At 66.5% G+C, this 22,632-nt stretch carries 22 protein-coding genes; 14 read left to right on the top strand and 8 right to left on the bottom strand.

Annotated features, from left to right (window positions below):
* Positions 1 to 9 precede the first annotated feature (9 nt).
* The 4 genes from PDM28_RS16490 (at position 10) to lpdA (ending at position 4,909) form a co-directional block, all read left to right on the top strand.
* Positions 10 to 534 carry a DNA-deoxyinosine glycosylase gene (locus PDM28_RS16490; RefSeq protein ID WP_425507610.1) on the top strand — a complete coding sequence of 175 codons (525 nt, stop codon included), beginning with the start codon at positions 10 to 12 and terminating at the stop codon, positions 532 to 534.
* Between the two features lie 156 nt (positions 535 to 690).
* The gene (gene aceF, locus PDM28_RS16485) at positions 691 to 2,412 is read left to right on the top strand and encodes a dihydrolipoyllysine-residue acetyltransferase (protein ID WP_311182871.1); all 1,722 of its coding nucleotides are present in this window, start codon (positions 691 to 693) and stop codon (positions 2,410 to 2,412) included.
* A gap of 56 nt (positions 2,413 to 2,468) precedes the next feature.
* Positions 2,469 to 3,083, top strand: coding sequence for a hypothetical protein (locus tag PDM28_RS16480; RefSeq protein ID WP_425507676.1), 615 nt, complete (start codon positions 2,469 to 2,471; stop codon positions 3,081 to 3,083).
* Positions 3,084 to 3,100: 17 nt separating this feature from the next.
* Positions 3,101 to 4,909: a dihydrolipoyl dehydrogenase gene (gene lpdA, locus PDM28_RS16475; protein ID WP_311182869.1), complete on the top strand. Its 1,809-nt coding sequence runs from the start codon at positions 3,101 to 3,103 to the stop codon at positions 4,907 to 4,909.
* 87 nt (positions 4,910 to 4,996) lie between these two features.
* Here the strand turns inward: lpdA and PDM28_RS16470 are convergent, their stop codons facing one another.
* Positions 4,997 to 5,812 (bottom strand): TonB-dependent receptor, encoded by an 816-nt coding sequence (locus PDM28_RS16470; protein ID WP_102945930.1) that lies wholly within the window; start codon positions 5,810 to 5,812, stop codon positions 4,997 to 4,999.
* Between the two features lie 446 nt (positions 5,813 to 6,258).
* On the opposite strand from PDM28_RS16470, the gene PDM28_RS16465 reads away from it, so the two are divergent.
* The 10 genes from PDM28_RS16465 (at position 6,259) to glmU (ending at position 14,797) form a co-directional block, all read left to right on the top strand.
* Positions 6,259 to 6,627, top strand: a complete 369-nt coding sequence (locus PDM28_RS16465; RefSeq protein ID WP_311182868.1) for a hypothetical protein — start codon at positions 6,259 to 6,261, stop codon at positions 6,625 to 6,627.
* A gap of 31 nt (positions 6,628 to 6,658) precedes the next feature.
* Positions 6,659 to 7,453 (top strand): F0F1 ATP synthase subunit A, encoded by a 795-nt coding sequence (gene atpB, locus PDM28_RS16460; RefSeq protein WP_102945928.1) that lies wholly within the window; start codon positions 6,659 to 6,661, stop codon positions 7,451 to 7,453.
* Between the two features lie 63 nt (positions 7,454 to 7,516).
* The gene (atpE, locus tag PDM28_RS16455) at positions 7,517 to 7,819 is read left to right on the top strand and encodes a F0F1 ATP synthase subunit C (RefSeq protein WP_070208721.1); all 303 of its coding nucleotides are present in this window, start codon (positions 7,517 to 7,519) and stop codon (positions 7,817 to 7,819) included.
* A gap of 108 nt (positions 7,820 to 7,927) precedes the next feature.
* The gene (locus PDM28_RS16450; RefSeq protein WP_070208722.1) at positions 7,928 to 8,398 is read left to right on the top strand and encodes a F0F1 ATP synthase subunit B; all 471 of its coding nucleotides are present in this window, start codon (positions 7,928 to 7,930) and stop codon (positions 8,396 to 8,398) included.
* 3 nt (positions 8,399 to 8,401) lie between these two features.
* Positions 8,402 to 8,929: a F0F1 ATP synthase subunit delta gene (locus PDM28_RS16445; RefSeq protein WP_070208723.1), complete on the top strand. Its 528-nt coding sequence runs from the start codon at positions 8,402 to 8,404 to the stop codon at positions 8,927 to 8,929.
* 44 nt (positions 8,930 to 8,973) lie between these two features.
* Entirely contained in the window at positions 8,974 to 10,521 is a 1,548-nt protein-coding gene (gene atpA / locus PDM28_RS16440; RefSeq protein ID WP_102945927.1) for a F0F1 ATP synthase subunit alpha, read from the top strand.
* Positions 10,522 to 10,600: 79 nt separating this feature from the next.
* Positions 10,601 to 11,464, top strand: a complete 864-nt coding sequence (atpG, locus tag PDM28_RS16435; protein WP_311182867.1) for a F0F1 ATP synthase subunit gamma — start codon at positions 10,601 to 10,603, stop codon at positions 11,462 to 11,464.
* Positions 11,465 to 11,502: 38 nt separating this feature from the next.
* Positions 11,503 to 12,909: a F0F1 ATP synthase subunit beta gene (atpD, locus tag PDM28_RS16430; RefSeq protein ID WP_102945925.1), complete on the top strand. Its 1,407-nt coding sequence runs from the start codon at positions 11,503 to 11,505 to the stop codon at positions 12,907 to 12,909.
* A 2-nt stretch (positions 12,910 to 12,911) separates the two neighbouring features.
* Positions 12,912 to 13,334 (top strand): F0F1 ATP synthase subunit epsilon, encoded by a 423-nt coding sequence (locus PDM28_RS16425; protein WP_070208725.1) that lies wholly within the window; start codon positions 12,912 to 12,914, stop codon positions 13,332 to 13,334.
* A gap of 98 nt (positions 13,335 to 13,432) precedes the next feature.
* Positions 13,433 to 14,797: a bifunctional UDP-N-acetylglucosamine diphosphorylase/glucosamine-1-phosphate N-acetyltransferase GlmU gene (glmU, locus tag PDM28_RS16420; protein ID WP_311182866.1), complete on the top strand. Its 1,365-nt coding sequence runs from the start codon at positions 13,433 to 13,435 to the stop codon at positions 14,795 to 14,797.
* 4 nt (positions 14,798 to 14,801) lie between these two features.
* Here the strand turns inward: glmU and PDM28_RS16415 are convergent, their stop codons facing one another.
* From PDM28_RS16415 to PDM28_RS16385, 7 genes are all read right to left on the bottom strand, one after another.
* Positions 14,802 to 16,157 carry a sensor histidine kinase gene (locus PDM28_RS16415; protein WP_311182865.1) on the bottom strand — a complete coding sequence of 452 codons (1,356 nt, stop codon included), beginning with the start codon at positions 16,155 to 16,157 and terminating at the stop codon, positions 14,802 to 14,804.
* Positions 16,154 to 17,497 carry a sigma-54-dependent transcriptional regulator gene (locus PDM28_RS16410; protein WP_311182864.1) on the bottom strand — a complete coding sequence of 448 codons (1,344 nt, stop codon included), beginning with the start codon at positions 17,495 to 17,497 and terminating at the stop codon, positions 16,154 to 16,156. The genes PDM28_RS16415 and PDM28_RS16410 overlap by 4 nt, the downstream gene beginning before the upstream one ends.
* A 78-nt stretch (positions 17,498 to 17,575) precedes the next feature.
* On the bottom strand, positions 17,576 to 17,986 hold the full coding sequence (locus PDM28_RS16405; RefSeq protein WP_102945921.1) for a PDZ domain-containing protein: 411 nt from the start codon (positions 17,984 to 17,986) through the stop codon (positions 17,576 to 17,578).
* 1 nt (position 17,987) lies between these two features.
* Positions 17,988 to 19,208, bottom strand: a complete 1,221-nt coding sequence (locus PDM28_RS16400) for an ABC transporter permease (RefSeq protein WP_311182863.1) — start codon at positions 19,206 to 19,208, stop codon at positions 17,988 to 17,990.
* 16 nt (positions 19,209 to 19,224) lie between these two features.
* Entirely contained in the window at positions 19,225 to 20,526 is a 1,302-nt protein-coding gene (locus PDM28_RS16395) for an ABC transporter permease (protein WP_102945919.1), read from the bottom strand.
* A gap of 10 nt (positions 20,527 to 20,536) precedes the next feature.
* On the bottom strand, positions 20,537 to 21,256 hold the full coding sequence (locus tag PDM28_RS16390; protein ID WP_102945918.1) for an ABC transporter ATP-binding protein: 720 nt from the start codon (positions 21,254 to 21,256) through the stop codon (positions 20,537 to 20,539).
* A gap of 29 nt (positions 21,257 to 21,285) precedes the next feature.
* Positions 21,286 to 22,554: an efflux RND transporter periplasmic adaptor subunit gene (locus PDM28_RS16385; protein ID WP_311184718.1), complete on the bottom strand. Its 1,269-nt coding sequence runs from the start codon at positions 22,552 to 22,554 to the stop codon at positions 21,286 to 21,288.
* Positions 22,555 to 22,632 lie beyond the last annotated feature (78 nt).

The following is a 22,632-nucleotide window of genomic DNA, read 5'->3' as shown; positions in this document are numbered from 1 at the left end:
GGAGACACCGTGACGAATCCACTGCACTGCATCGGTCTCTCTGCGCAGGCCGCGACCGATTGTCGCGTGCTGGTACTGGGGTCGATGCCGGGTGTTGCGTCGCTGCAGGCGGCGCAGTACTACGCGCACCCGCGCAATCGGTTCTGGCCGTTGATGGCGGCACTCACCGGCATCGATGCGACCACGCCGTACCTCGAGCGCCTGCGCGCGTTGCAGCTGGCAGGCGTCGGTCTGTGGGATGTGATCGGGCAGTGCCAGCGCACCGGCAGCCTGGATACGGCGATCGTGCGCGGCAGCGAGGTCCCCAATGCGCTGCCGGCGCTGATCGCCGGCCTGCCACGGCTTGCGGCGATTGCCTGCAACGGGGCCACTGCACACCGTGCCTTCGTGCGCTGGGTGCAACCGCAGCTGGACCTGCGTGCGGCGGCGCTGCCGGTGTGGTCCTTGCCCTCGACCAGCCCGGCCAATGCCGGTTGGCCGCTGGGCAGGCTGCGGGCGGCGTGGCAACCGCTGGCCGATGTCCTGGCGCACTGAGCGGAACAGCAGCGGGACAATACGGTACCGACTGGAAGCGGCTGCAACAGGCTGTCCCGGAGCGGGGGTGGTGAAAGTTGCCCAAGCCGGTTGGCGCTGGCGCCTCCTGCCCTCACAATAGGCGATTCCCTACACCAGATTGCCGGAGTTATCCCCATGGCCGAAATCAAGGAAGCACTTGTCCCCGATATCGGTGACTACAGCGATATCCCGGTAATCGAGGTGCTGGTCGCCGTTGGTGACACCGTCAAGAAGGACCAGGGCCTGGTCACGCTGGAATCGGACAAGGCCACGATGGAAGTGCCGTCCTCGGTCGCTGGCGTCGTCAAGGAAATCAAGGTCAAGGTCGGCGACAACCTGTCCGAGGGCAAGGTCGTGGCGCTGATCGAAGTGGCCGACGCCGCTGCGGCACCGGCTCCGGCCGCTGCGCCGGCTCCGGCTCCGGCTCCGGCCAAGGCGGCTGCGGCCGCTGCGCCGGCCCCGGCCACCCAGAGCGCACCGGCCGCCGCGCCGGCTGCCGCCGGTGGCACGGTCGAAGCAACCGTCCCCGACATCGGCGATTACACCGACATTCCGGTGATCGAAGTGCTGGTCGCCGTGGGCGACACGGTCAAGAAGGACCAGGGCCTGGTCACGCTGGAATCGGACAAGGCCACGATGGAAGTGCCCTCGTCGGTCGCCGGCGTGGTCAAGGAAATCAAGGTCAAGGTCGGCGACACCCTCTCGCAGGGCAAGGTCGTGGCGATCATCGAAGCCGACGGCGCTGCCGCACCGGCTCCGACCCAGGCGGCTGCTGCCGCGGCCCCGGCCGCTGCCGAAACCGGCACCAAGGTGGAGCCGGTCGCCGTGCCGGCCCAGCCGGACAAGCTGGCTGCCCGCGAGATCGCCAGCGCCCCGTCGGCCGGCAACCCGAGCAGCCCGCCGGTGCAGTTCAACGCCGACAGCGTGCTGCCGGCCAAGGTGCCGTATGCCTCCCCGGCGGTGCGCGTGTTCGCCCGCGAGCTGGGCGTGGACCTCAACCAGCTCACTGGTACCGAGAAGGGCGGCCGCATCACCAAGGGCGACGTGCAGAAGTTCGTCAAGTCGGCCCTGACCGGTGGCGCTGCCGTGGGCGGTGGCACCGTCGCTGCGGGCGGCGGGCTCAACCTGCTGCCATGGCCGAAGGTCGACTTCAGCAAGTTCGGCGAGGTTGAAACCCAGCCGCTGTCGCGCATCAAGAAGATCTCCGGTGCCAACCTGGCGCGCAACTGGGCGATGATTCCGCACGTCACCCAGTTCGAACAGGCCGACATCACCGACCTGGAAGGCCTGCGCGTGGCGCTGAACAAGGAAAACGAGAAGGCCGGCATCAAGCTGACCATGCTCGCCTTCCTGATCAAGGCCAGCGCCGCGGCGCTCAAGCAGTTCCCGGAATTCAACGCATCGCTGGATGCGGCCGGTGAGAACCTGACCCTGAAGAAGTACTTCAACATCGGCTTCGCCGCCGACACCCCGAACGGCCTGGTCGTTCCGGTGATCCGCGACGTCGACAAGAAGGGCGTGGTGCAGATCGCGCAGGAAACCGGTGAGCTGGCCAGGAAGGCGCGCGACGGCAAGCTGGGCCCGGCCGACATGAGCGGTGGCTGCTTCTCGATCAGCTCGCTGGGCGGCATCGGCGGCACGGCGTTCACCCCGATCGTCAATGCGCCGGAAGTGGCCATCCTGGGTGTGTCCAAGTCGTCGATCCAGCCGGTCTGGAACGGCAAGGAATTCGCCCCGAAGCTGATGCTGCCGCTGTCGCTGAGCTACGACCACCGCGTCATCGACGGTGCGCTGGCCGCACGCTTCACCACTTACCTGTCGCAGGTGCTGGCCGACATGCGGCGCGTGCTGCTGTGATCGAGCGGGCTGCGGTTTCCCGGCAGCGGGGCAGCGCCCCGCTCTACGGCCTGGCGATGGCGTTGGCCTTCGTGCCGGCCGCCCATGCGGCCTGCACCACTGAGCTGGGGCATGGTTGGCCGCCGGCGGTGGGCAACTACGGCCAGGCGGTGGAAACGCTGTTCGTGGGCAAGGCGCAGCCGATGCTGTCGCTGGTCACCCTGCCCAAGGGCGGGGTGGAAACCGGCGTGGCGCTGCTGCCCGGCACCCAGGACCAGGCGTGGACGCTGCGCTTCAGCAAGGCCGACAAGCGCGTTTACACCTGGAACAACAGTGCACGCGGTGGTGGCGTTGAGCTGCGCGTGGACCAGGAGCCGGACCAGTACCAGGTCGCCATTCCCGCTGCCCTGGCCCAGCGCCTGGTGCGCAGCTGGCGCAGTGCGCTCGACTCGGGCGTTCCGGCGGAGCGCAAGGCGCCGATCACCGACGGCGAAGTGCTGTCGTTCCAGGTCGATGGCGAACGCTACAGCGGTCCGCGCTGGGAGTGCGGTGCCGGCAAGCTGATGATGAAACAGGTGGCGCTGCTGATCGAAGCCAGCGACACCAAGGAAAAGAAGCTCGACCGTCGCTGGCAGGATCTGGACGAGTCGCTCGACGAACTGCAGCAACTGCTCGCCGGCACGGCCGGCTGAGACCCAGGAGAACACGCATGGCCACTATTGAAATCAAGGTTCCCGACATCGGCGATTACAGCGCCGTCCCGGTGATCGAACTGCTGGTCGCGGTGGGCGACACGGTGAAGAAGGACCAGGGCCTGGTCACGCTGGAGTCGGACAAGGCCACGCTGGAAGTGCCGTCTTCGGCCGCCGGCGTGGTCAAGGAAATCAAGGTCAAGCTCGGCGACACGCTGTCCGAAGGCGACGTGGTGGTGGTGCTGGACGCCGAAGGCGCCGCTGCCGCTCCCGCTGCGCCGGCCGCCGAGGCGCCGAAGGCCGCCGCACCGGCCAGCAAGCCGCCGGTGACCCCGTCGCACCGCGCCCCGGCCGAACCCGCCGCGCCGCAGCCGGCACTGTCCTCGGGCAAGCCGGCCGACATTGAATGCCAGATGGTGGTGCTGGGCGCCGGCCCGGGCGGTTACACCGCTGCATTCCGCTCGGCCGACCTGGGCGTGGACACCGTGCTGATCGAGCGTTACGCCAGCCTGGGCGGGGTCTGCCTCAACGTGGGCTGCATTCCCTCCAAGGCGCTGCTGCACGCTGCGGCGGTGATCGACGAAGTGGCCCACGCCGGCGACTTCGGGGTGGAGTTCGGCGCGCCGACCATCACCCTGGACAAGCTCCGCGGCTACAAGGAAAAGGTGGTCACCCAGCTGACCAAGGGCCTGGCCGGCATGGCCAAGCAGCGCAAGGTGCGCACCGTGCAGGGCGTGGCGACCTTCGTCTCGGCCAACGAGCTGGAGATCGTCGGCGACGACGGCAAGACCCAGCTGCTGCGGTTCCAGCAGTGCATCATCGCCGCCGGTTCGCAGGCGGTGAAGCTGCCGAACTTCCCGTGGGACGACCCGCGCGTGATGGACTCCACCGACGCGCTGGAGCTGGCCGACGTGCCGGGTTCGCTGCTGGTCGTGGGTGGCGGCATCATCGGGCTGGAAATGGCGACCGTGTATGCCGCGCTCGGCAGCAAGGTCACCGTGGTCGAGTTCATGGACCAGCTGATGCCGGGCGCCGACAAGGACCTGGTCAAGCCGCTGGCGGACCGTCTGAAGAAGCAGGGCATCGAGGTCCACCTGAAGACCAAGGCGTCGGGCGTCAGCGCCGATGCGAAGGGCATCACGGTGACCTTCGAAGCCGCCGCCGAAGGCGAGAAGCCGGGCCTGGAGCAGGGCACCTTCGACCGCGTGCTGGTCGCCGTGGGCCGTTCGCCCAACGGTAAGAAGATCGGCGCGGAAAAGGCCGGCGTGGGCGTGACCGATCGCGGTTTCATCCCGGTCGACCGCCAGATGCGTACCAACGTGCCGCACATCTTTGCCATCGGCGATATCGTCGGCAACCCGATGCTGGCCCACAAGGCCACGCACGAAGGCAAGCTGGCCGCCGAAGTGGCCTCGGGCGGGAAGAAGGAGTGGGTGGCGCGGGTGATTCCGTCGGTGGCCTACACCAACCCGGAAATCGCCTGGGTCGGCGTGACCGAGACCGAAGCCAAGGCGCAGGGCCTGAAGGTCGGCGTGGCCAAGTTCCCGTGGGCCGCCAGCGGCCGCGCGATCGGCATCGGCCGCACCGAAGGCTTCACCAAGCTGATCTTCGACGAGGAAACCCACCGCATCATCGGCGGCGCGATCGTCGGCGTGCATGCCGGCGACCTGCTGGCCGAGATCGGCCTGGCCATCGAGATGGGTGCCGAAGCCGAAGACATCGGCCACACCATCCACGCCCACCCGACGCTCAGCGAGTCGGTGGCGATGGCCGCGGAAATCTACGACGGCACCATCACCGATCTGTACATCCCCAAGAAGAAATAACGCGGTAGACCCAACAAAAAACCCGGCGAAAGCCGGGTTTTTTTTAACCTGGACGTAGAGCCGGGCTCTGCCCGGCTCCAACACGCCTCAGAACGAAACGCTGATACCCGCCACCGGACCCTTGAACTCCTGCTTCAGGCCGATCGTGCCGTCGCGGCCGCTCTGGTCAACGTCAAGGCGGAACCAGTCATAGCCGGCGAAGAGGCCGAAGTTGTCGGTGAACTTGTAGTCCACGATCACATTGGCGCGGGTCAGGTCGCCGTCGTAGTCGTCGAAGTTGCCCCAGTCGGTGTTGAGGTACTGGCCCTGCGCGGTGATCATCCACTTCTCCGACGGGGTGATGGTGAAGCGTGCACCCACCACCGGCGCGATGCCGTCGGCCTTCTCGTCCAGGAACGTGCCGTTGTACACGGTGCCCAGGTCGGCGTACGCCTTGGTGCTCACCTTGGCGTATTCCGCACCCAGCTGCAGGCCCAGATCAAAGGTCTCGGTGTCCACCACCGAGTAGTCGTACACCAGGCTGGCCACCTGGTACTTCAGTTCGCCCTTGACGAAGCTGCCGGCCGGGACGGTTTCACCGCCGAAGCTGATGCCGTCGTCCAGCGTTTCGCGGCGGTCCTTGTCGTACTTGAAGTAGTTGAAGATCAGGCGCTGGCGGTTGCTGATGCGGAACAGGCCGTCGACGCGCGGCTCCCATTCCTTGCCGCCCAGGCCGAAGTCCTCATCGAAGCCCACATCCTGGCCCAGCACCGTGGTGTTGCCGCGGATGGTGTTGTCCGAGTCGATGTTCATGGCGCCCAGGCGCAGGGCGAAGCGGTCGTCGCCCTCGGCTGCACTGGCCGAGGTGGCGTGGGTGAGTGCGGCCATGGCCAGCGGCAGGGCGAGCAGCGGAAGCAGACGCATCGGGGTGTCCTTGCAGTGATTCGGGGGAATTGGAATCACTCTGCCTTAGCGGCGCGTCCACCATTCGTGAACGTATGGTGGAGGAGGCGTGTACCGTTCATCGGGCGGGCGCCCGGAAAAGAGCGGCCCCGGAGAGAGCTCGGGGCCGCTCGGTACCGGCCTGCACAGGGGCGTCGACGAGGATCGAATGGACAGGCCGAACAGTCAGACTGCCGTCCACGACGAAAGTTCAATATGCTGCGCCGCAAAAATGAATTGGGAGCCCGGATGTCGGGTTTGACCTGCCGACGACCGCAAAATCTGTGGCGATGCAGCAACTTGCGGCGTCCGGGATGAACGGGGGGCGGTTGTCTCGCAAATTGTCCCGTTGCTATAATTTGGCGGCTCGACGAGGCAAAGCACTTGCTGCCTCGGCCACTCTTCCCACAACCATGCAGGACATACGTGTGCTGAACTCCGTTGACGCGGGTCGGCGACTGATGCTGCGCGCAGCGGTCTACCCGCTGGCCGCAGTGGCTGTCCTGGCCCTGGCCTTCCTGCTGCTGGCAGGTCCGAAGTACGCCCTTGGGGCGCTTGCGTCGGGTGTCGCGGTATCGGCAGGCGGCTGGGTCGCGGCATGGATGGCGCTGGGGGGCGGGGTGCAGGCGGCGGGTTCGGCCATGTCGCGGCTGATCCTGGCGGTGGTGGCGAAGTGGGCGCTCGTATTCGGTGTCCTGGCGGTGGGTTTCGTGGTCTTCAAGCTGCCTGCACTGGCGCTGCTGGCCGGAATCGCCGTCGGACTGATGTTCCAGGTCCTGGCTCTGGCCAGGCGCTGATCCAATTTATTTAACTCAAGGTTCCGGACACATGGCAGGCGAGGCGCTTACACCCACCTCCTACATCCAACATCACCTGCACAACCTGACGTTCCATATGCAGGAAGGTGGTTTCTGGGCTATTCACGTCGACACCATTGTGACTTCGGTCGCGCTGGGTTTGTTGATGGTGTTTGGCTTCTGGCTGGCCACCCGCAAGGCGACCGCCGGCGTCCCGGGCAAGTGGCAGGCGTTCGTGGAGATCTGCCTCGAGTTCGTCGACCGCCAGGCCAAGGACACCTACCACGGCACCAGCAAGCTGGTGACCCCGATCGCGATCACGATCTTCTTCTGGATCCTCCTGATGAACCTCATCAAGATGATCCCGGCCGACTTCATCGCCCTGCCGCTTGAAGCGCTGGGCGTGCCGTACTGGAAGCCGGTCCCCACCGCCGACGTCAATGCCACCCTGGGCATGTCGATCAGCGTGTTCTTCCTGATGCTGTTCTTCGCGCTGCGTTCCAAGGGCCTGGGTGGCTTCACCAAGGAATTCCTGACCGCGCCGTTCGGCAAGTGGATGATGCCGTTCAACCTGATCCTCAACATCGTCGAGTGGCTGAGCAAGCCGATTTCGCTGGCGATGCGACTGTTCGGCAACATGTTCGGCGGCGAAATCGTGTTCCTGCTGATCTGGGTGCTGGGCAGTGCCGGCATCATGGGCGCCCTCGCGGGCGGTGCCTTCGGCCTCGGCTGGATGCTGTTCCACCTGCTGGTGATTCCGCTGCAGGCATTCATCTTCATGATGCTGTCGATCGTGTACCTGAGCCTGTCGGAAGACGCTCACTGAGTTTTCGCTTCACCCTTCATCCGTTTCATTACCCTTAGCAACTTAAGTTTCCGGAGATAACCCATGTACTTTGCCGTCCTGACCAACCTCGCCCAAGTCCAGAGCTCCACCGTCCTCGCCGTCGGCATCATGATCGGCCTGGCCGCGCTGGGTGCCGGTCTCGGTCTGGCCATCATGGCCGGTAAGTTCCTGGAATCGGCTGCCCGCCAGCCGGAACTGATCCCGGTGCTGCAGGTCCGCATGTTCATCACCGCCGGCCTGATCGACGCCGCGTTCATCATCTCGGTCGCCGTCGGCCTGCTGCTGGCCTTCGCCAACCCGACCATCGCTGAATTCGTTGCGCGTCTGCCGGCTGTCGCGGGCTGATCCAGCGAAGACACGATCAGGCGCCTTGTGCGCCTGATCGCGGATGAAGGAACGGACGCGCCGCTCCTGCGGCGCTTCCACCCCGTCACCCCAGATTGAGCGAACCCCATGGAAATCGGTTTTACCCTCGTTGCCCAGGCACTGGCGTTCGCCGGTCTGATCTGGATCATCGCGACCAAGATCTGGCCGCCGCTGATGAACGCCATCGAAGAGCGCCAGCAGAAGATCGCTGAAGGCCTCGCCGCTGCCGACCGCAGCCAGAAGGATCTGGCCCAGGCGCAGGAAAAGGTCAACGAAGCACTGAAGGACGCGCGCACCAAGGCCAACGAGATCATCGACCAGGCCCATGCCCGCGCCAACCAGATCGTTGACGCCGCCAAGAATGAAGCCATCGTCGAAGCGAACCGCCAGAAAGAACTGGCCCACGCCGAGATCGAGGCTGCCGCAAACCGTGCCCGCGAAGATCTGCGCAAGCAGGTGTCCGTGCTGGCCGTGACCGGTGCCGAAAAGCTGCTCAAGCGCGAAATCGACGCCAACGCCCACAAGGCGCTGCTCGACGAGCTGGCCTCGGAGATCTGATCGATGAGCCAGGCCCTCACGCTTGCACGCCCGTATGCCCGCGCCGCGTTCGCGACCGCGCGCGACGAAGGCACGTTCGCGCCGTGGTCGGACGCGCTTGCGTTCTCCGCCCACGTAGCCGCAGATCCGCGCGTGTCGGCCCTGCTGTCGAACCCGGAACTGGACCGCGGCGATGCCGTCGCGTTGCTGGCGCCGGAATCGGCGGGCGAGTCGTTCGGTCGCTTCCTGGCCATCCTGGCCGAAGCGCACCGGCTGCCGCTGCTGCCGGAAATCGCAGGCATGTACGACCAGCTCCGCGCTGAAGCCGAACACGTGGTCAAGGCCACCGTGACCTCGGCCGCCGAGCTGTCCTCCACTGAGCTGGACGCCATCAAGGCCGCGCTGCGCAAGCGCTTCGGCCAAGACGTGGAGATCACCACCGCGATCGATGCTTCGCTGATCGGCGGTGCGGTGATCGACGCAGGCGACGTGGTGATCGACGGCTCGCTCAAGGGCAAGCTGTCGCGCCTGCAGACCGCGCTCGCTAACTGAATTCATTTAACGTCCGGCCTGACCGCCGGCACTAGGACTTGACGATGGCAACCACGCTCAACCCCTCCGAAATCAGCGAACTGATCAAGAACCGCATCGAGAAGGTCAAGCTGGCCGCGGAATCGCGCAACGAAGGCACCGTGACCAGCGTGTCCGACGGCATCGTGCGCATCTTCGGCCTGGCCGACGTGATGCAGGGCGAAATGATCGAACTGCCGAACAACACCTTCGCCCTGGCCCTGAACCTGGAGCGCGACTCGGTCGGCGCCGTGGTCCTGGGTGGCTATGAGCACCTGCGCGAAGGCGACGTGGCCAAAACCACCGGTCGCATCCTGGAAGTGCCGGTCGGTCCGGAAATGCTGGGTCGCGTGGTCAACGCGCTCGGCGAGCCGATCGACGGCAAGGGCCCGATCGCAGCCCAGCTTACCGCTCCGGTGGAGCGCGTTGCCCCGGGCGTGATCTGGCGCAAGTCGGTCGACCAGCCGGTGCAGACCGGTTACAAGTCGGTCGACTCGATGATCCCGATCGGCCGTGGCCAGCGCGAGTTGGTCATCGGTGACCGCCAGACCGGCAAGACCGCCCTGGCCATCGATGCGGTGATCAACCAGAAGGACACCGGCATCAAGTGCGTGTACGTCGCGATCGGCCAGAAGGCCTCGACCGTGGCCAACATCGTGCGCAAGCTGGAAGAAAACGGCGCGCTGGCCCACACCGTGGTCGTGGCCGCCACCGCTTCCGAATCGGCTGCCATGCAGTACATCAGCGCCTACTCGGGCTGCACCATGGGTGAGTACTTCATGGACCGCGGCCAGGACGCCCTGATCGTGTACGACGACCTGTCCAAGCAGGCCGTGGCCTACCGCCAGATCTCGCTGCTGCTGAAGCGTCCGCCGGGCCGTGAAGCCTACCCGGGTGACGTGTTCTACCTGCACTCGCGCCTGCTGGAACGTGCGGCCCGCGTCTCGGAAGAGTACGTGGAGCAGTTCACCAAGGGTGAAGTGAAGGGCAAGACCGGTTCGCTGACCGCGCTGCCGATCATCGAAACCCAGGCCGGCGACGTTTCGGCGTTCGTGCCGACCAACGTGATCTCGATCACCGACGGCCAGATCTTCCTGGAAACCGACCTGTTCAACTCGGGCATCCGCCCGGCCGTGAACGCCGGTATCTCGGTGTCGCGCGTCGGTGGTGCGGCCCAGACCAAGATCATCAAGAAGCTGTCGGGCGGCATCCGCATCTCGCTGGCCCAGTACCGTGAGCTGGCTGCGTTCGCGCAGTTCGCCTCGGACCTGGACGAAGCCACCCGCAAGCAGCTCGAGCGCGGTCAGCGCGTCACCGAGCTGATGAAGCAGAAGCAGTACGCCCCGATGTCGATCGCCAACCAGGCGCTGTCGATCTACGCCGTCAACGAGGGTTACCTCGACGACGTGCCGGTCGCCAAGCTGCTTGGCTTCGAAGAAGGCCTGCACGCCCACTTCGCCAACACCCAGGGCGAGCTGATCGGCAAGGTCAACGCCACCGGCGGTTGGGACAACGACATCGAAGCGGCCTTCAAGAAGGGCATCGCCGAGTTCAAGACCACCGGCAGCTGGTAAGACGCACGTGCGGCGGGCCATCCGGCCTCGCCGCACCGTTGAAGCAGCGGGGCATGGCCCCGCTCTACGGGAATAAGAGATGGCAAGCGGTCGCGAAATCAAAACCAAGATCAAGAGCGTGCAGAACACCCGCAAGGTGACCCGCGCGCTGGAGATGGTGTCGGCCTCCAAGATCCGCAAGGCGCAGGATCGCATGAAGACCTCGCGTCCGTATGCGCAGGCGATGAAGCAGGTGATCGGCCACCTGGCCCAGGCCAGCACCGACTACCAGCATCCGTTCCTGGTCCAGCGCGATGAGGTCAAGCGGGTCGGCTACATCGTGATCTCGTCCGACCGCGGCCTGGCCGGCGGCCTGAACAACAACCTGTTCCGCAGGATGCTGGGCGAAGTCCGCCAGTACCAGGAAAAGGGCGCCGAGATCGACGTGGTGACCATCGGCCAGAAGGCATCGACCTTCTTCCGCCGGGTCAAGGTCAACATGGTCGGCAGCGTCACCCACATGGGCGACGTGCCGCACCTGGAACAGCTGATCGGCGTGATCAAGGTCATGCTCGACGCCTTCACCGAAGGCAAGGTCGACCGCGTGTACCTGGTCTACAACCGCTTCATCAACACGATGGTGCAGAAGGCCAGCTTCGACCAGCTGCTGCCGTTGCCGGCCGCTGAGAAGCAGGTCGCGCACCATGACTGGGACTACCTGTACGAGCCCGACGCCGCCACCGTGCTCGAGCACGTGATGACGCGTTACGTGGAGTCGCTGGTGTACCAGGCCGTGCTGGAAAACGTGGCCTCCGAGCATGCAGCGCGCATGGTGGCGATGAAGTCGGCCAGCGACAACGCGAACAAGCTGATCGGAACCCTGCAGCTGGTCTACAACAAGGCCCGCCAGGCAGCGATCACCCAGGAAATCTCCGAAATCGTCGGCGGCGCGGCAGCAGTCTGACGCGCACAGTCAAAGCATTTAAATTAGAGGATGCAGCAATGAGTCAGGGCAAGATCGTTCAGATCATCGGCGCCGTCGTCGACGTGGAATTCCCCCGCGAGTCGGTGCCGAAGGTGTATGACGCACTGAAGGTGGACAACACCGAAATCACGCTGGAAGTGCAGCAGCAGCTCGGCGACGGCGTGGTCCGTTGCATCGCGCTGGGCTCCACCGACGGCCTGAAGCGCAACCTGGTTGCCACCAACACCAACCGCGCCATCTCGGTGCCGGTCGGTGCAGGCACCCTGGGCCGCATCATGGACGTGCTCGGCCGTCCGATCGACGAAGCCGGCCCGGTGGTCGCCAGCGACAGCTGGGAAATCCATCGTGAAGCCCCGTCGTACGAAGACCAGTCCCCGGCCACTGAGCTGCTGGAAACCGGCATCAAGGTCATCGACCTGATGTGCCCGTTCGCCAAGGGCGGCAAGGTCGGCCTGTTCGGCGGCGCCGGCGTCGGCAAGACCGTCAACATGATGGAGCTGATCAACAACATCGCCAAGGCGCACAGCGGTCTGTCCGTGTTCGCCGGCGTGGGTGAGCGTACCCGTGAGGGCAACGACTTCTACCACGAGATGAAGGACTCCAACGTCCTGGACAAGGTCGCGATGGTGTACGGCCAGATGAACGAGCCGCCGGGCAACCGTCTGCGCGTTGCACTGACCGGCCTGACCATGGCCGAGTACTTCCGCGACGAGAAGGACGAGAACGGCAAGGGCAAGGACGTGCTGCTGTTCGTCGACAACATCTACCGCTACACCCTGGCCGGTACCGAAGTGTCGGCACTGCTGGGCCGCATGCCGTCGGCCGTGGGTTACCAGCCGACCCTGGCCGAGGAAATGGGCGTCCTGCAGGAGCGCATCACCTCGACCAAGAACGGCTCGATCACCTCGATCCAGGCCGTGTACGTGCCCGCCGATGACTTGACCGACCCGTCGCCGGCGACCACCTTCGCCCACCTTGACTCGACCGTGACCCTGTCGCGTTCGATCGCCTCGCTGGGTATCTACCCGGCGGTCGATCCGCTGGATTCCACCAGCCGCCAGATGGACCCGCTGGTCATCGGCCACGAGCATTACGACACCGCCCAGCGCGTCCAGCAGACCCTGCAGAAGTACAAGGAACTGAAGGACATCATCGCCATCCTGGGCATGGACGAACTGTCCGAAGAAGACAAGCAGGCCGTGTCGCGCGCGCGCAAGATCGAGCGCTTCTTCAGCCAGCCGTTCCACGTGGCCGAAGTGTTCACCGGCTCGCCGGGCAAGTACGTGTCGCTGAAGGACACCATCCGCGGCTTCAAGGCCATCGTCGACGGCGAATACGACCACCTGCCGGAGCAGGCGTTCTACATGGTCGGCAGCATCGAAGAAGCGGTCGAGAAGGCCAAGAAGATGGCTGAGAAGGCCTGATCATGAGCACCATCCGTTGCGACATCGTCAGCGCCGAGCAGGAAATCTTCCGTGGTGAAGCGACTCTGGTCGTGGCTACGGGTGAGCTCGGCGAACTGGGCATCGCGCCCAAGCACGCCCCGCTGATCACCCGGCTGAAGCCGGGCAAGGTGGTGGTCACCACCCCGAATGGCGAACAACTGGACTTCGCCATCTCCGGCGGCATCCTCGAGGTGCAGCCGCAGGTCGTGACCGTGCTGGCCGACACCGCGATCCGCGCGCAGGACATCGACGAAACCGCGGTCCGCAAGGCCAAGGAAGAAGCCGAGCGCATCCTGGCCAATCGTGGCGAGGCGATGGAAGTGGCCGAGGCCCAGCAGAAGCTGGCTGAAGCCGTGGTCCAGCTGCAGGCGCTGGAGCGCCTGCGCAAGACCCTCAAGCACTGAGTTCCTGCTTCCGCTGCACACCTCAACGCCGGCTTCTGCCGGCGTTGTTGTTTCCGGCATAGAATCGTTCCCATACCACCACGTACACGCCTGCCCCCATGACCCAAGCCCTGCACGTCATCATCCTTGCCGCCGGCGCTGGAAAGCGCATGAAGTCCGACCTGCCCAAGGTGCTGCAGCCGATTGCCGGCCGCCCGATGCTGGCGCATGTGATCGACACCGCGCGGCAGTTGCAGCCCCAGGCGATCCACGTGGTGTACGGCCATGGCGGTGAAGCGGTACGCGCCGCCTTCGCCGACCAGCCGGACCTGCAGTGGGCCGAGCAGCGCGAGCAACTGGGCACCGGCCATGCCGTGCAGCAGGCCATGCCGCAGGTGCCCGACGAAGCCAAGGTGCTGGTGCTGTACGGCGACGTGCCGCTGATCCGGCTCGACACCCTGCAGCACCTGCTCTCGCAGCCGGGCCGGCTGGCGGTGCTGGTGGCGGACATGGCCAACCCCACCGGCTATGGCCGCATCGTGCGCAATGCCGAGGGCAAGGTCGGCGCGATCGTGGAGCAGAAGGACGCCAGCGAAGAGCAGCTGGCGATCCGCACCATCAACACCGGCATCATCACCGCCGACGCGACCGCGCTGCGCACCTGGCTGTCGCAGCTGTCCAACAGCAACGCGCAGGGCGAGTACTACCTCACTGACGTGTTTGCCTCGGCCGCGGCCGATTACACACCGGCCGACATGGCGTTCGTGGCAGATGCGCAGGAAGCCGAAGGCGCCAACGATCCGTGGCAGCTGTCGCAGCTGGAGCGCGCCTGGCAGCTGCGCGAGGTGCGTGCGCTGTGCGCACAGGGCGCGCGCGTGATCGACCCGGCGCGCGTGGACATCCGTGGCTCGGTGACGGTCGGTCGCGACGTGCAGATCGACGTCAACGTGATCCTGGAAGGCACCGTGGAACTTGGCGACGGCGTCAGCATCGGGCCGTTCACCCGCCTGAAGGACGTGAAGCTGGCCGCCGGCACGGTGGTCAAGCCGCACTGCGACCTGGAAGGTGTGGTCAGCGAAGGCGCGGCCGACATCGGCCCGTTCTCGCGGCTGCGCCCCGGTACGGTGCTGGCCGAAGGTTCGCACGTGGGCAACTTCGTGGAGACCAAGAAGGTCCACCTGGGCGTGGGCAGCAAGGCCAACCACCTCACCTACCTGGGCGATGCGGTGATCGGCAGCAAGGTCAACATTGGCGCGGGCACCATCACCTGCAACTACGATGGCGTGAACAAGTCGCAGACCACCATCGGCGACAACGCCTTCATCGGGTCGAACAGCTCGCTGGTAGCGCCGGTGACGATTGGGCAGGGCGCGACCATTGCAGCGGGTTCAGTGATCACGCGGAATGCGCCGGACGGCGAATTGACCGTTGCGCGGGCGCGCCAGCAGACCATCGAAGGCTGGCATCGCCCGGTGAAAAAATAAGCGATCAGGCCGGCAGGAAAATCGCCACGCACAGGCCGCCTTCGCGGCGGTTCTGCAGCGACACGCGGCCGCCGTGCGCTTCCACGATTTCGCGGGTGAGCGCCAGGCCCAGGCCGGTGCCGTTGCGCTTGGTCGAATAGAACGGCATCAGTGCGTTCTGCAGCACCGCTTCGTTCATGCCCTTGCCGCGGTCCAGCACTTCAATGCGCAGCCACTGCGGAAGGCGGGTCAGGCGCAGTTCCACGTCGTCGTTCGGCGGCTCGGCTTCCGAGCACGCCTCGTGCGCGTTCTTCAGCAGGTTCAACAGCGCCTGGCCCAGCTGGGCGATATCCACCCGGCCCTGCAGGTCGTCGGGAATCTCGGCCATGCGGAAGGGAATCTGCAGCTGCAGTCCGCCCAGGAACTGCTTCCACTGCACGTTCTGCAGCTGCGGCTGCGGCAGCTTGGCAAAGCGCGCATAGCCGCGGATGAAGCCTTCCAGGTGCCGTGAGCGCTCTTCGATGGTGGTGAACACCTCTTCCAGGCGTTCGGTCTTGCCACGCCGCACCAGCTCGCCACCGGAGTGCGCCAGCGAGGCGATCGGCGCCAGCGAGTTGTTGAGCTCATGGCTGATCACCCGGATCACCTTCTTCCAGGTCTGCACTTCCTGACGGCGCAGCTCGGCGGTGAGCAGGCGGATCAGCAGCAGGTCGTGCGGGCGACCGTTGAGATGGAAGTTGCGCCGCGACAGGTGGTAGACCTGTTCGTCGTCTTCATCGCCGTCTTCGGCTTCGTCGCCCGGCCCACGTACCGCGAACAGGCTGTCGCCACCGCGCTCGATCGCATCGCGCAGTTCCACCGGCATGGTCTCCAGCACGTGCTGCATGGCCTGGCCTTCCAGCTTCCAGCCATTGTGCAGCAGCTTGCGGGCGGCCAGGTTGGAGAACACCACGCGCTGCACGCCGTCGCCGCCATTGGTCAGCAGCAGCATCGCCACCGGCGTGTTCTGCACCATCGTGTCCAGAAGCAGCTCGCGCTGGACCAGCCCCTGGCGTTGTTCGCGCAGCACGTCGCCCAGCTCGCGGTGCGCCTGCACCAGGTCGCCCAGTTCGTCGTTGCCCGGCCAGTACACGCTGAAGTTGTACTCGCCGTCGCGGTAGGTGCTGGTGGTGCCGGACAGCGCACGCAGAAGCGAACGGACCGGCGCGGTGGCGCGGCGCAGCGTCCACCACATCAGGGCGAGCAGTACGAGGGTGGACACCAGCGCCACCGCCCAGCCGCGGTCCATCCAGTAGGCCAGCAGCCACGGCCCGGCGGCAGCCAGCGCCAGCACCGGCAGCAGGCGCAGGAACAGGCGGAAGGTAAACGAGGTGCGCTTCATTCGCGGGGAATGCCGTAGCGGTCCATGCGCCGGTAAAGCGCCTGCCGGCTGAGCCCGAGTTCGGCGGCGGCCTGCGCGATGATGCCGTGGCTGTGCGACAGCGCCGACTCGATGCGGCTGCGGTCGGGGTCGGCGCCCGGCGTGGTCGCGCGCGGCGCAGGGGCCGCGCGCGGCAGGTTGAGGTCGGCCACCTCGATGCGCGCGCCCTGGGCGAGCAGCCCGGCGCGCTGGATCACATTGCGCAGCTCGCGCACGTTGCCCGGCCAGGCGTGGCGCTGCAGCGCGCTGGCGGCCGCGCTGGAGAGCGGCTTGCCATCGGCCAGGAAACGTTCGGCCAGCGGCAGGATGTCGCCGGGCCGCTCGGCCAGCGGCGGCAGCGCCAGCTCGACGGTGTTGAGACGGTAGTAGAGGTCTTCGCGGAACTGGCCATCGCGGATCATCGCCGGCAGGTCGGCGTTGGTGGCGCTGATCACGCGCACCTTGACCTGTCGCTCGCGGTTGGAGCCCAGCCGCTCGAAGCGGCCGGTTTCCAGCACGCGCAGCAGTTTCATCTGGCCGCCGAGCGAGAGGTTGCCGATCTCGTCCAGGAACAGGGTGCCGCCGTCAGCGGCTTCGAACTTGCCTTCGCGCGCCTTGTTGGCGCCGGTGTAGGCGCCGGCTTCGCTGCCGAACAGCTCCGCTTCGATCAGTTCAGCAGGAATGGCCCCGCAGTTCAGCGCCACGAACGGGCCCTTGGCCACCAGAGAATTGGCCTGGATGATCTCGGCGATCTTCTCCTTGCCGGCACCGTTCGGGCCGGTGATCAGCACCGGCAGTTCCGAGCGTGCGACCTGGCAGGCCAGGTTGACCACGCGTTCGCTGGCCGGGTCGGCCACCACCGCACCCCGCAGGTCGTAACGGGTTTCCAGCGCGGTCCGGTCGCGTTGTTCGCGCGCGCGGCGGCGATCCAGTTCGCGGCGGGTTTCCGAGAGCTCCAGCAGGTTGTTGACCGTGGTCAGCAGCTTGCGGTCGTCCCAGGGCTTGGCCAGGTAGTCGGCGGCACCGGCCTTGACCAGGTCCACCGCGCTGCTCAGGTGGGTCCATGCGGTCAGCAGGATCACCGGCAGGTCGGGGTGGCGCGCGCGGATCTGCTGGAACAGCGCTTCGCCCTCTTCGCCGGAGGTGGTGTCCTCGGTGAAGTTCATGTCCTGGATCACCAGGTCGATCGGCTGTTGTTCCAGCACCGCCAGCCCGGCCTCGGGCGACAGCGCGTGCAGCGCCTCGATGTCGTGCAGCGAGAACAGCACGTCCAGTGCCGTGGCCACGCTGGCGTTGTCGTCAATGATCAGGATCGAAGGCATGCGGCAGCAGGAGACCGGAAAGTAGGCAGAGAGTACCCGAGCGCCGGCCCCACCGGCAGGGTGGGGCCGGATCCGGGCTTACGGCCGTGACGGGGGCGCCGGAGGCGCAGGGGGCGCCGGCGGCGGTGGCGGCTGCACGGCCCGCCACGCGGCGGTCGGCACGCTGACCACCTCGACCCGTCCGGACCGGCGCACGGTGACGGGCACCGTGACCTTGTCGCTGCTGCTGAGCGCGGCGGTCAGATCGTCCACGCGCTGCACCGGCACGCCGTCCACGCGCAGGACCTGGTCGCCCGCCTGCACGCCGAAGCGCGCCGTGGGCGACGCTGCGACGATGGTGACTACGCCCTGTGCGGATTCCACGGTCAGCCGTGCGCCGTCCTGGCGCCAGTCCATGCGCGAGGATTCGCTGCGGCTGCTTTCCGCGCAGGCGGTGGTGGAGAGCAGTGCCAGCCCGAGCAAGGCGGCGCGGAGGAGGGGAGCGCCCATGTCAGGCGCTCCGGGTGGCGACGGCAGGCGGCACCGCCGCTGCGCGGTGGGCGGGCCCGAACACCGCGACCTGGCCCAGCAGCCACAGCAGGACCGCACCGATGGGCAGGTAGGCGATCGGCATGCGCGGCAGTTCGTAGGCGCTCATCAGCCAGAGGTTGATCGAGTACGCCAGCAGCATGCCGAGCACGATGCCGACCGTGGCCAGCAGGAAGTTCTCGGTCTGGAAGTAGCGCAGGATCTGGCCGCGGGTGGCACCCAGCGCACGGCGGATGCCGATCTGCTTGGTACGCTGCTGCACCCAGAAGCTGGCCAGGCCGACGATGCCCAGCGCGGTGACCACCAGCAGCGCCACGCACACCGTGATCAGCAGGCCGACCATCGCCCGGTCGTTCTGGAAGTACTTGGTGCGCTGCTCTTCATAGGTGAGCTTGGCGCGCACCATGCGGTTGGTGTCGACCTTTTCCAGCGCGGACACTGCAGCAGCCAGCACTTCCTGGCGGCGCGCGGCGTCGGTGACCCGGATCAGGTACAGGCCCATATCGTAGTTGACCCGCACCGGCAGGATCATCGAGTAGCCGGTGTCGGACTCCACCGTGACCGGGCGCGCCAGTTCCTTCACCACGCCGACGATGCGCAGCGGCATGCGGCCGCTGTAGATGGTCTTGCCCACCGCCTGGCCGTCCGGGAACAGCTTTGTCGCGGCCTTGCTGCTCAGGATCACCGCCGAGCCGCGCTGTTCGATGGTGGCGTCCTTCTCCACGTCTTCCAGGTTGGCGAACTCATCGCCTTCGAAGTCGCGGCCGGCGATCAGTTGCAGGCCCATCGTATCGAGCGTGCCTTCGCTGGCGAAGAACTGCGCGGCGTTGAAGTTCGGCCGCTCCTGGTCGGGGATCAGCGACAGGCTGGTGTTCCAGGAGTTGCGGCGGAACGGGAGCTGGTTGATCGGCACCGCGTTCTTGACCCCGGGAATGGCCCGCAGCGCGGCCAGGTCTTCGCGGGTACGGGCGGTGGCGTTGACCTGGGTGCCGATGCCGCCCAGGCGCACTTCCAGCAGCTCCTGTTCGGCAATGCCGCTGGGTTGGTTGATCTTCTCCAGGCGCTGGCCGATCAGGAACAGCGCGTTGCAGACGATCGCGCAGGTCAGCGCGATCTCCAGCACGATGAGGGCGGCGGCAGTCTTGTGCCGGCGCAGCGTGGTCAGGATGGGTCGGATATCCATGATGTGCTCCGGATCCTTACTGCGATTTGAGTTGGATGGCGGGGGTGACCTGCATGGCGCGCAGCGCCGGCAGGAAGCCCGCCAGCAGGCTGGCGGCCAGGGTCAGGCCGAAGGTGAGCAGCAGCATCTTGCCGTCCAGGGTGGCGAGCTTGGCGTAGTCCACCGGCTGCTGGCGCACCGCGTACAGGCCGAGCATCGCCAGCCCCAGGCCCATTACACCGCCGGCCAGGCCGACCGTGCCGGCTTCCACCAACGACTGCAGGAAGATCTGCCCACGGCTGGCGCCGAGTGCGCGACGTACGCCGATCTCGCCACTGCGGCGCAGGAACTTCGCGAGCAGCAGGCCTACCGTGTTGATCAGGCAGACCGCCAGGAAGCCCAGGGCCAGCCACAGCTGCAGGCGCACGTCGCTGGGCACCACCTGCTGGAAGTCCAGCCACTCCATCACGTTGCGCAGGCGCACGTTCGACGGACGCTGGAAGCGGCCGGCCGCCTTCTGCTGCGCCGAGTAGTTTTCCAGGTACGCGCGGTAATCGGCGGCGTCGGACGGCGAGGCCAGCTCCACCCAGTACTGCATCCACGTGCACGGCGCGTTGAGCGCGGTTTCCTCGCCGTTGGCGTTGTCCCAGCAGTTCATGTTGCCGTTGCGGCCGAACTTGAGGTCCAGCGCGGTGGAGACCGGAACGAAGATGTCTTCGCTGTCGCCGTAGCGGCCGGTTTCCAGGTCGTAGAAGTGCGGGTTCGGGTTCCACTCCTTGAGCACGCCGACGATGTTGAAGGTGTGCCCGTCCATGCGCAGCGGGCGGCCCACGCTGTTCTGGCCGTTGAACAGCTTGTCGTTCAGCGCCTTGGAGATCACCGCAACCCGACCACGGCCTTCATCCTGGTCGGCCTTCCAGCCCTGGCCGAACTGGAACGGCGTGTCGAACATGGCGAAGAAGTCGGTGGAGGTATAACGCGCGTCGGTGTCGAACGGGCGCAGAGTGCTGGTGTCCGGCTCCACGGTGACGCCACCGCCGGTCATCAGCACCTGGTGCTTGGCCTTCTTTTCGCGCAGCAGGGTTTCGCCGTCGTAGCGGGTCACCTGTTCTTCGGGCTCCTCGCTTGGCTGGTAGCCGATCATCGGGCGCGGGTCGACCTGCACGTTGAACAGGCGGTCGCTCTTCTGCGGGATGGGATCGCCGGAGAGCACATGGAACACGGTGAGGGTGGTCATCGAGGCGCCGATGCCGAGCGCGATCGCGGTCACCATCAGCGCGGTGAGCACCTTGTTGCGCCGGAAGCTGCGCAGGGCCAGTCGGAAGTAGTAGGCGAGCATGGTGGCGGCCTCAGTCGTTGACGGTGGCAACGGCAACGCGCGGGGTGGCCAGCACCGGTTCGCGCACCAGGTCGGTGGCCTGGCCGTCGACGATGTGCACGTTGCGCTGGGCACGCGCGGCCAGTTCCGGATCATGGGTGACCATGACGATGGTGGTGCCGGCGGCGTTGATCTCTTCAAGCAGTTCCATCACCCCGCGTGCCATCTGGGTGTCCAGGTTGCCGGTCGGTTCGTCGGCCAGCAGCAGGCGCGGGCTGCCGGCCAGCGCACGCGCGATCGCCGCGCGCTGCTGCTGGCCGCCGGAGAGCTCGGACGGGTAATGCTTCATGCGCGAGCCCAGGCCGACCTGCTGCAGTGCGTGTTCGATGCGCTGTTTGCGCTCGCTGGCGGACATGCCGCGGTAGCGCAGCGGTACGTCCACGTTGTCGAACAGGTTGAGGTCGGAAATCAGGTTGAAGCCCTGGAAGATGAAGCCGATCTTCTGGTTGCGCAGCCGGCTGCGGGCGTCGTCGCCGAGCTTGCTCACGTCCTGCCCGTCGAGCAGGTAGGTGCCGCTGGTGAAGGTCTCCAGCAGGCCGGCGATGTTCAGGAAGGTGGTCTTGCCCGAACCGGACGGACCGGTGACGGCAACGAACTCGCCTTCGCGAACGTGCAGGTCCAGCGACCGCAGGGCATGGGTTTCCACCTGTTCGGTGCGGAACACCTTGGCGACCGAGCGCATCTCAAGCATGGCTGTATTCCTTGTATGGGTAGGGTGGATCAGTTGATGGACACGCGTTCGGCGTCGCCGAACAGATCGCTGCCGGAGACCACGACCCGATCGCCGGGTTGCAGGCCAGAGAGGATTTCCACTTCGCCCAGGCTGCTGACGCCCAGCTGGACCGGACGGCGCACCGCGGTGCTGCCATCCATGACATAGGCCTGGCCGTTGCCCTGTTCCACGAACGGGCCGCGTTCGACCTTGATCACGTTGCGACGGGTGTCGAGCACCACCCGGGCCTGCATGCGCTGGCTCTGGCGCAGGCCCTGCGGCTGCTTGTCGGTAAAGCGGATGCGGGCATTGACCTCGCCGGCCACCACTTCGGGCGACACCGCGCTGATCTCGCCGGCGAATGGCTGGCCGCTGCCGCTGGTGAGCTGCGCCGGGATGCCCAGCGACAGGTCGCGGGCGAAGCTTTCCGGCACCTTGATCTCGATTTCGAAGCGCGACAGGTCGACCACGCCCAGGATCGGCGCGTTGGCGGCCACCTGGGTGTGCTGGGTGGCCTGGACCTGGCCAACCTGGCCGTCGAACGGCGCGCGCAGGGTCAGCGCGTCCACCTGGCGCTGCACTTCGTCCACCACCGCGCGCTGGCGGTCGGCCAGCAGGCGCTTGTTGCGCGCGTCCAGGTCGGCGCCCTGGCCCTGCAGGCGGGCGTCGGTCTGGGCGTTGGCCAGGGAGATGTCGGCCTTCTTCAGGGTGTCGTTGGCCTTGGCCAGGTCGATCTGCGGCACCGCGCCGCCGTCGTAGCCGCGCTGGTAGCGCTGCAGGTCGCGCTCGGCGGCCTGGCGCTCGATGTTGGCCTGGTCGGTTTCCTTGCTGGCCTTGGCGCGGGCCAGGGTGGCGTCGAGCAGCGACCGGCTGGCTTCGGCTTCCAGGCCGGCCAGAGTGGCCTGTTCCTGGGCCAGCTTGCTGCGCAGTTCGGGGCTGTCGATCACCGCCAACTCCTGGTCCTTCTTCACCACGTCACCGGCGACTACTTTCAGGTCCACGGTACCGGCGGAGATGGCGTACAGCACCGGGCTGTTGGCAGCGATCACCTTGCCGTCGGCGGCGAGGTCGCGGACCAGGTCGCCTTTCTTGACCTCGGCGATGCGGACGCGGGCGCTGTCGAAGGAACGGCTGGCCCCCAGCCAGGCGCGGGCGGCGAAGCCGATCGCCAGCACCACGACCAGGGCGGCGATGCCCGGCCACAGCCAGCGCTTCCACGGTGCCGCCGTGGCCGGGGTGGAGAAGGTCTGGTCCTGGGCAGAAGTGTCGCGGATCATCGGCTCGGTCGCGGTTGGGTTGCGGTAGTTGCGGTATACCAAGCACACCGCGTGCCAACTTCCGCGCCTTGTTAAACA

The organism is Stenotrophomonas aracearum, from assembly GCF_031834615.1.
Taxonomy (GTDB): domain Bacteria; phylum Pseudomonadota; class Gammaproteobacteria; order Xanthomonadales; family Xanthomonadaceae; genus Stenotrophomonas; species Stenotrophomonas aracearum.
The sequence above is the reverse complement of the archived record's forward strand: the minus strand, read 5'-3'. Positions and strand labels throughout refer to the sequence as shown.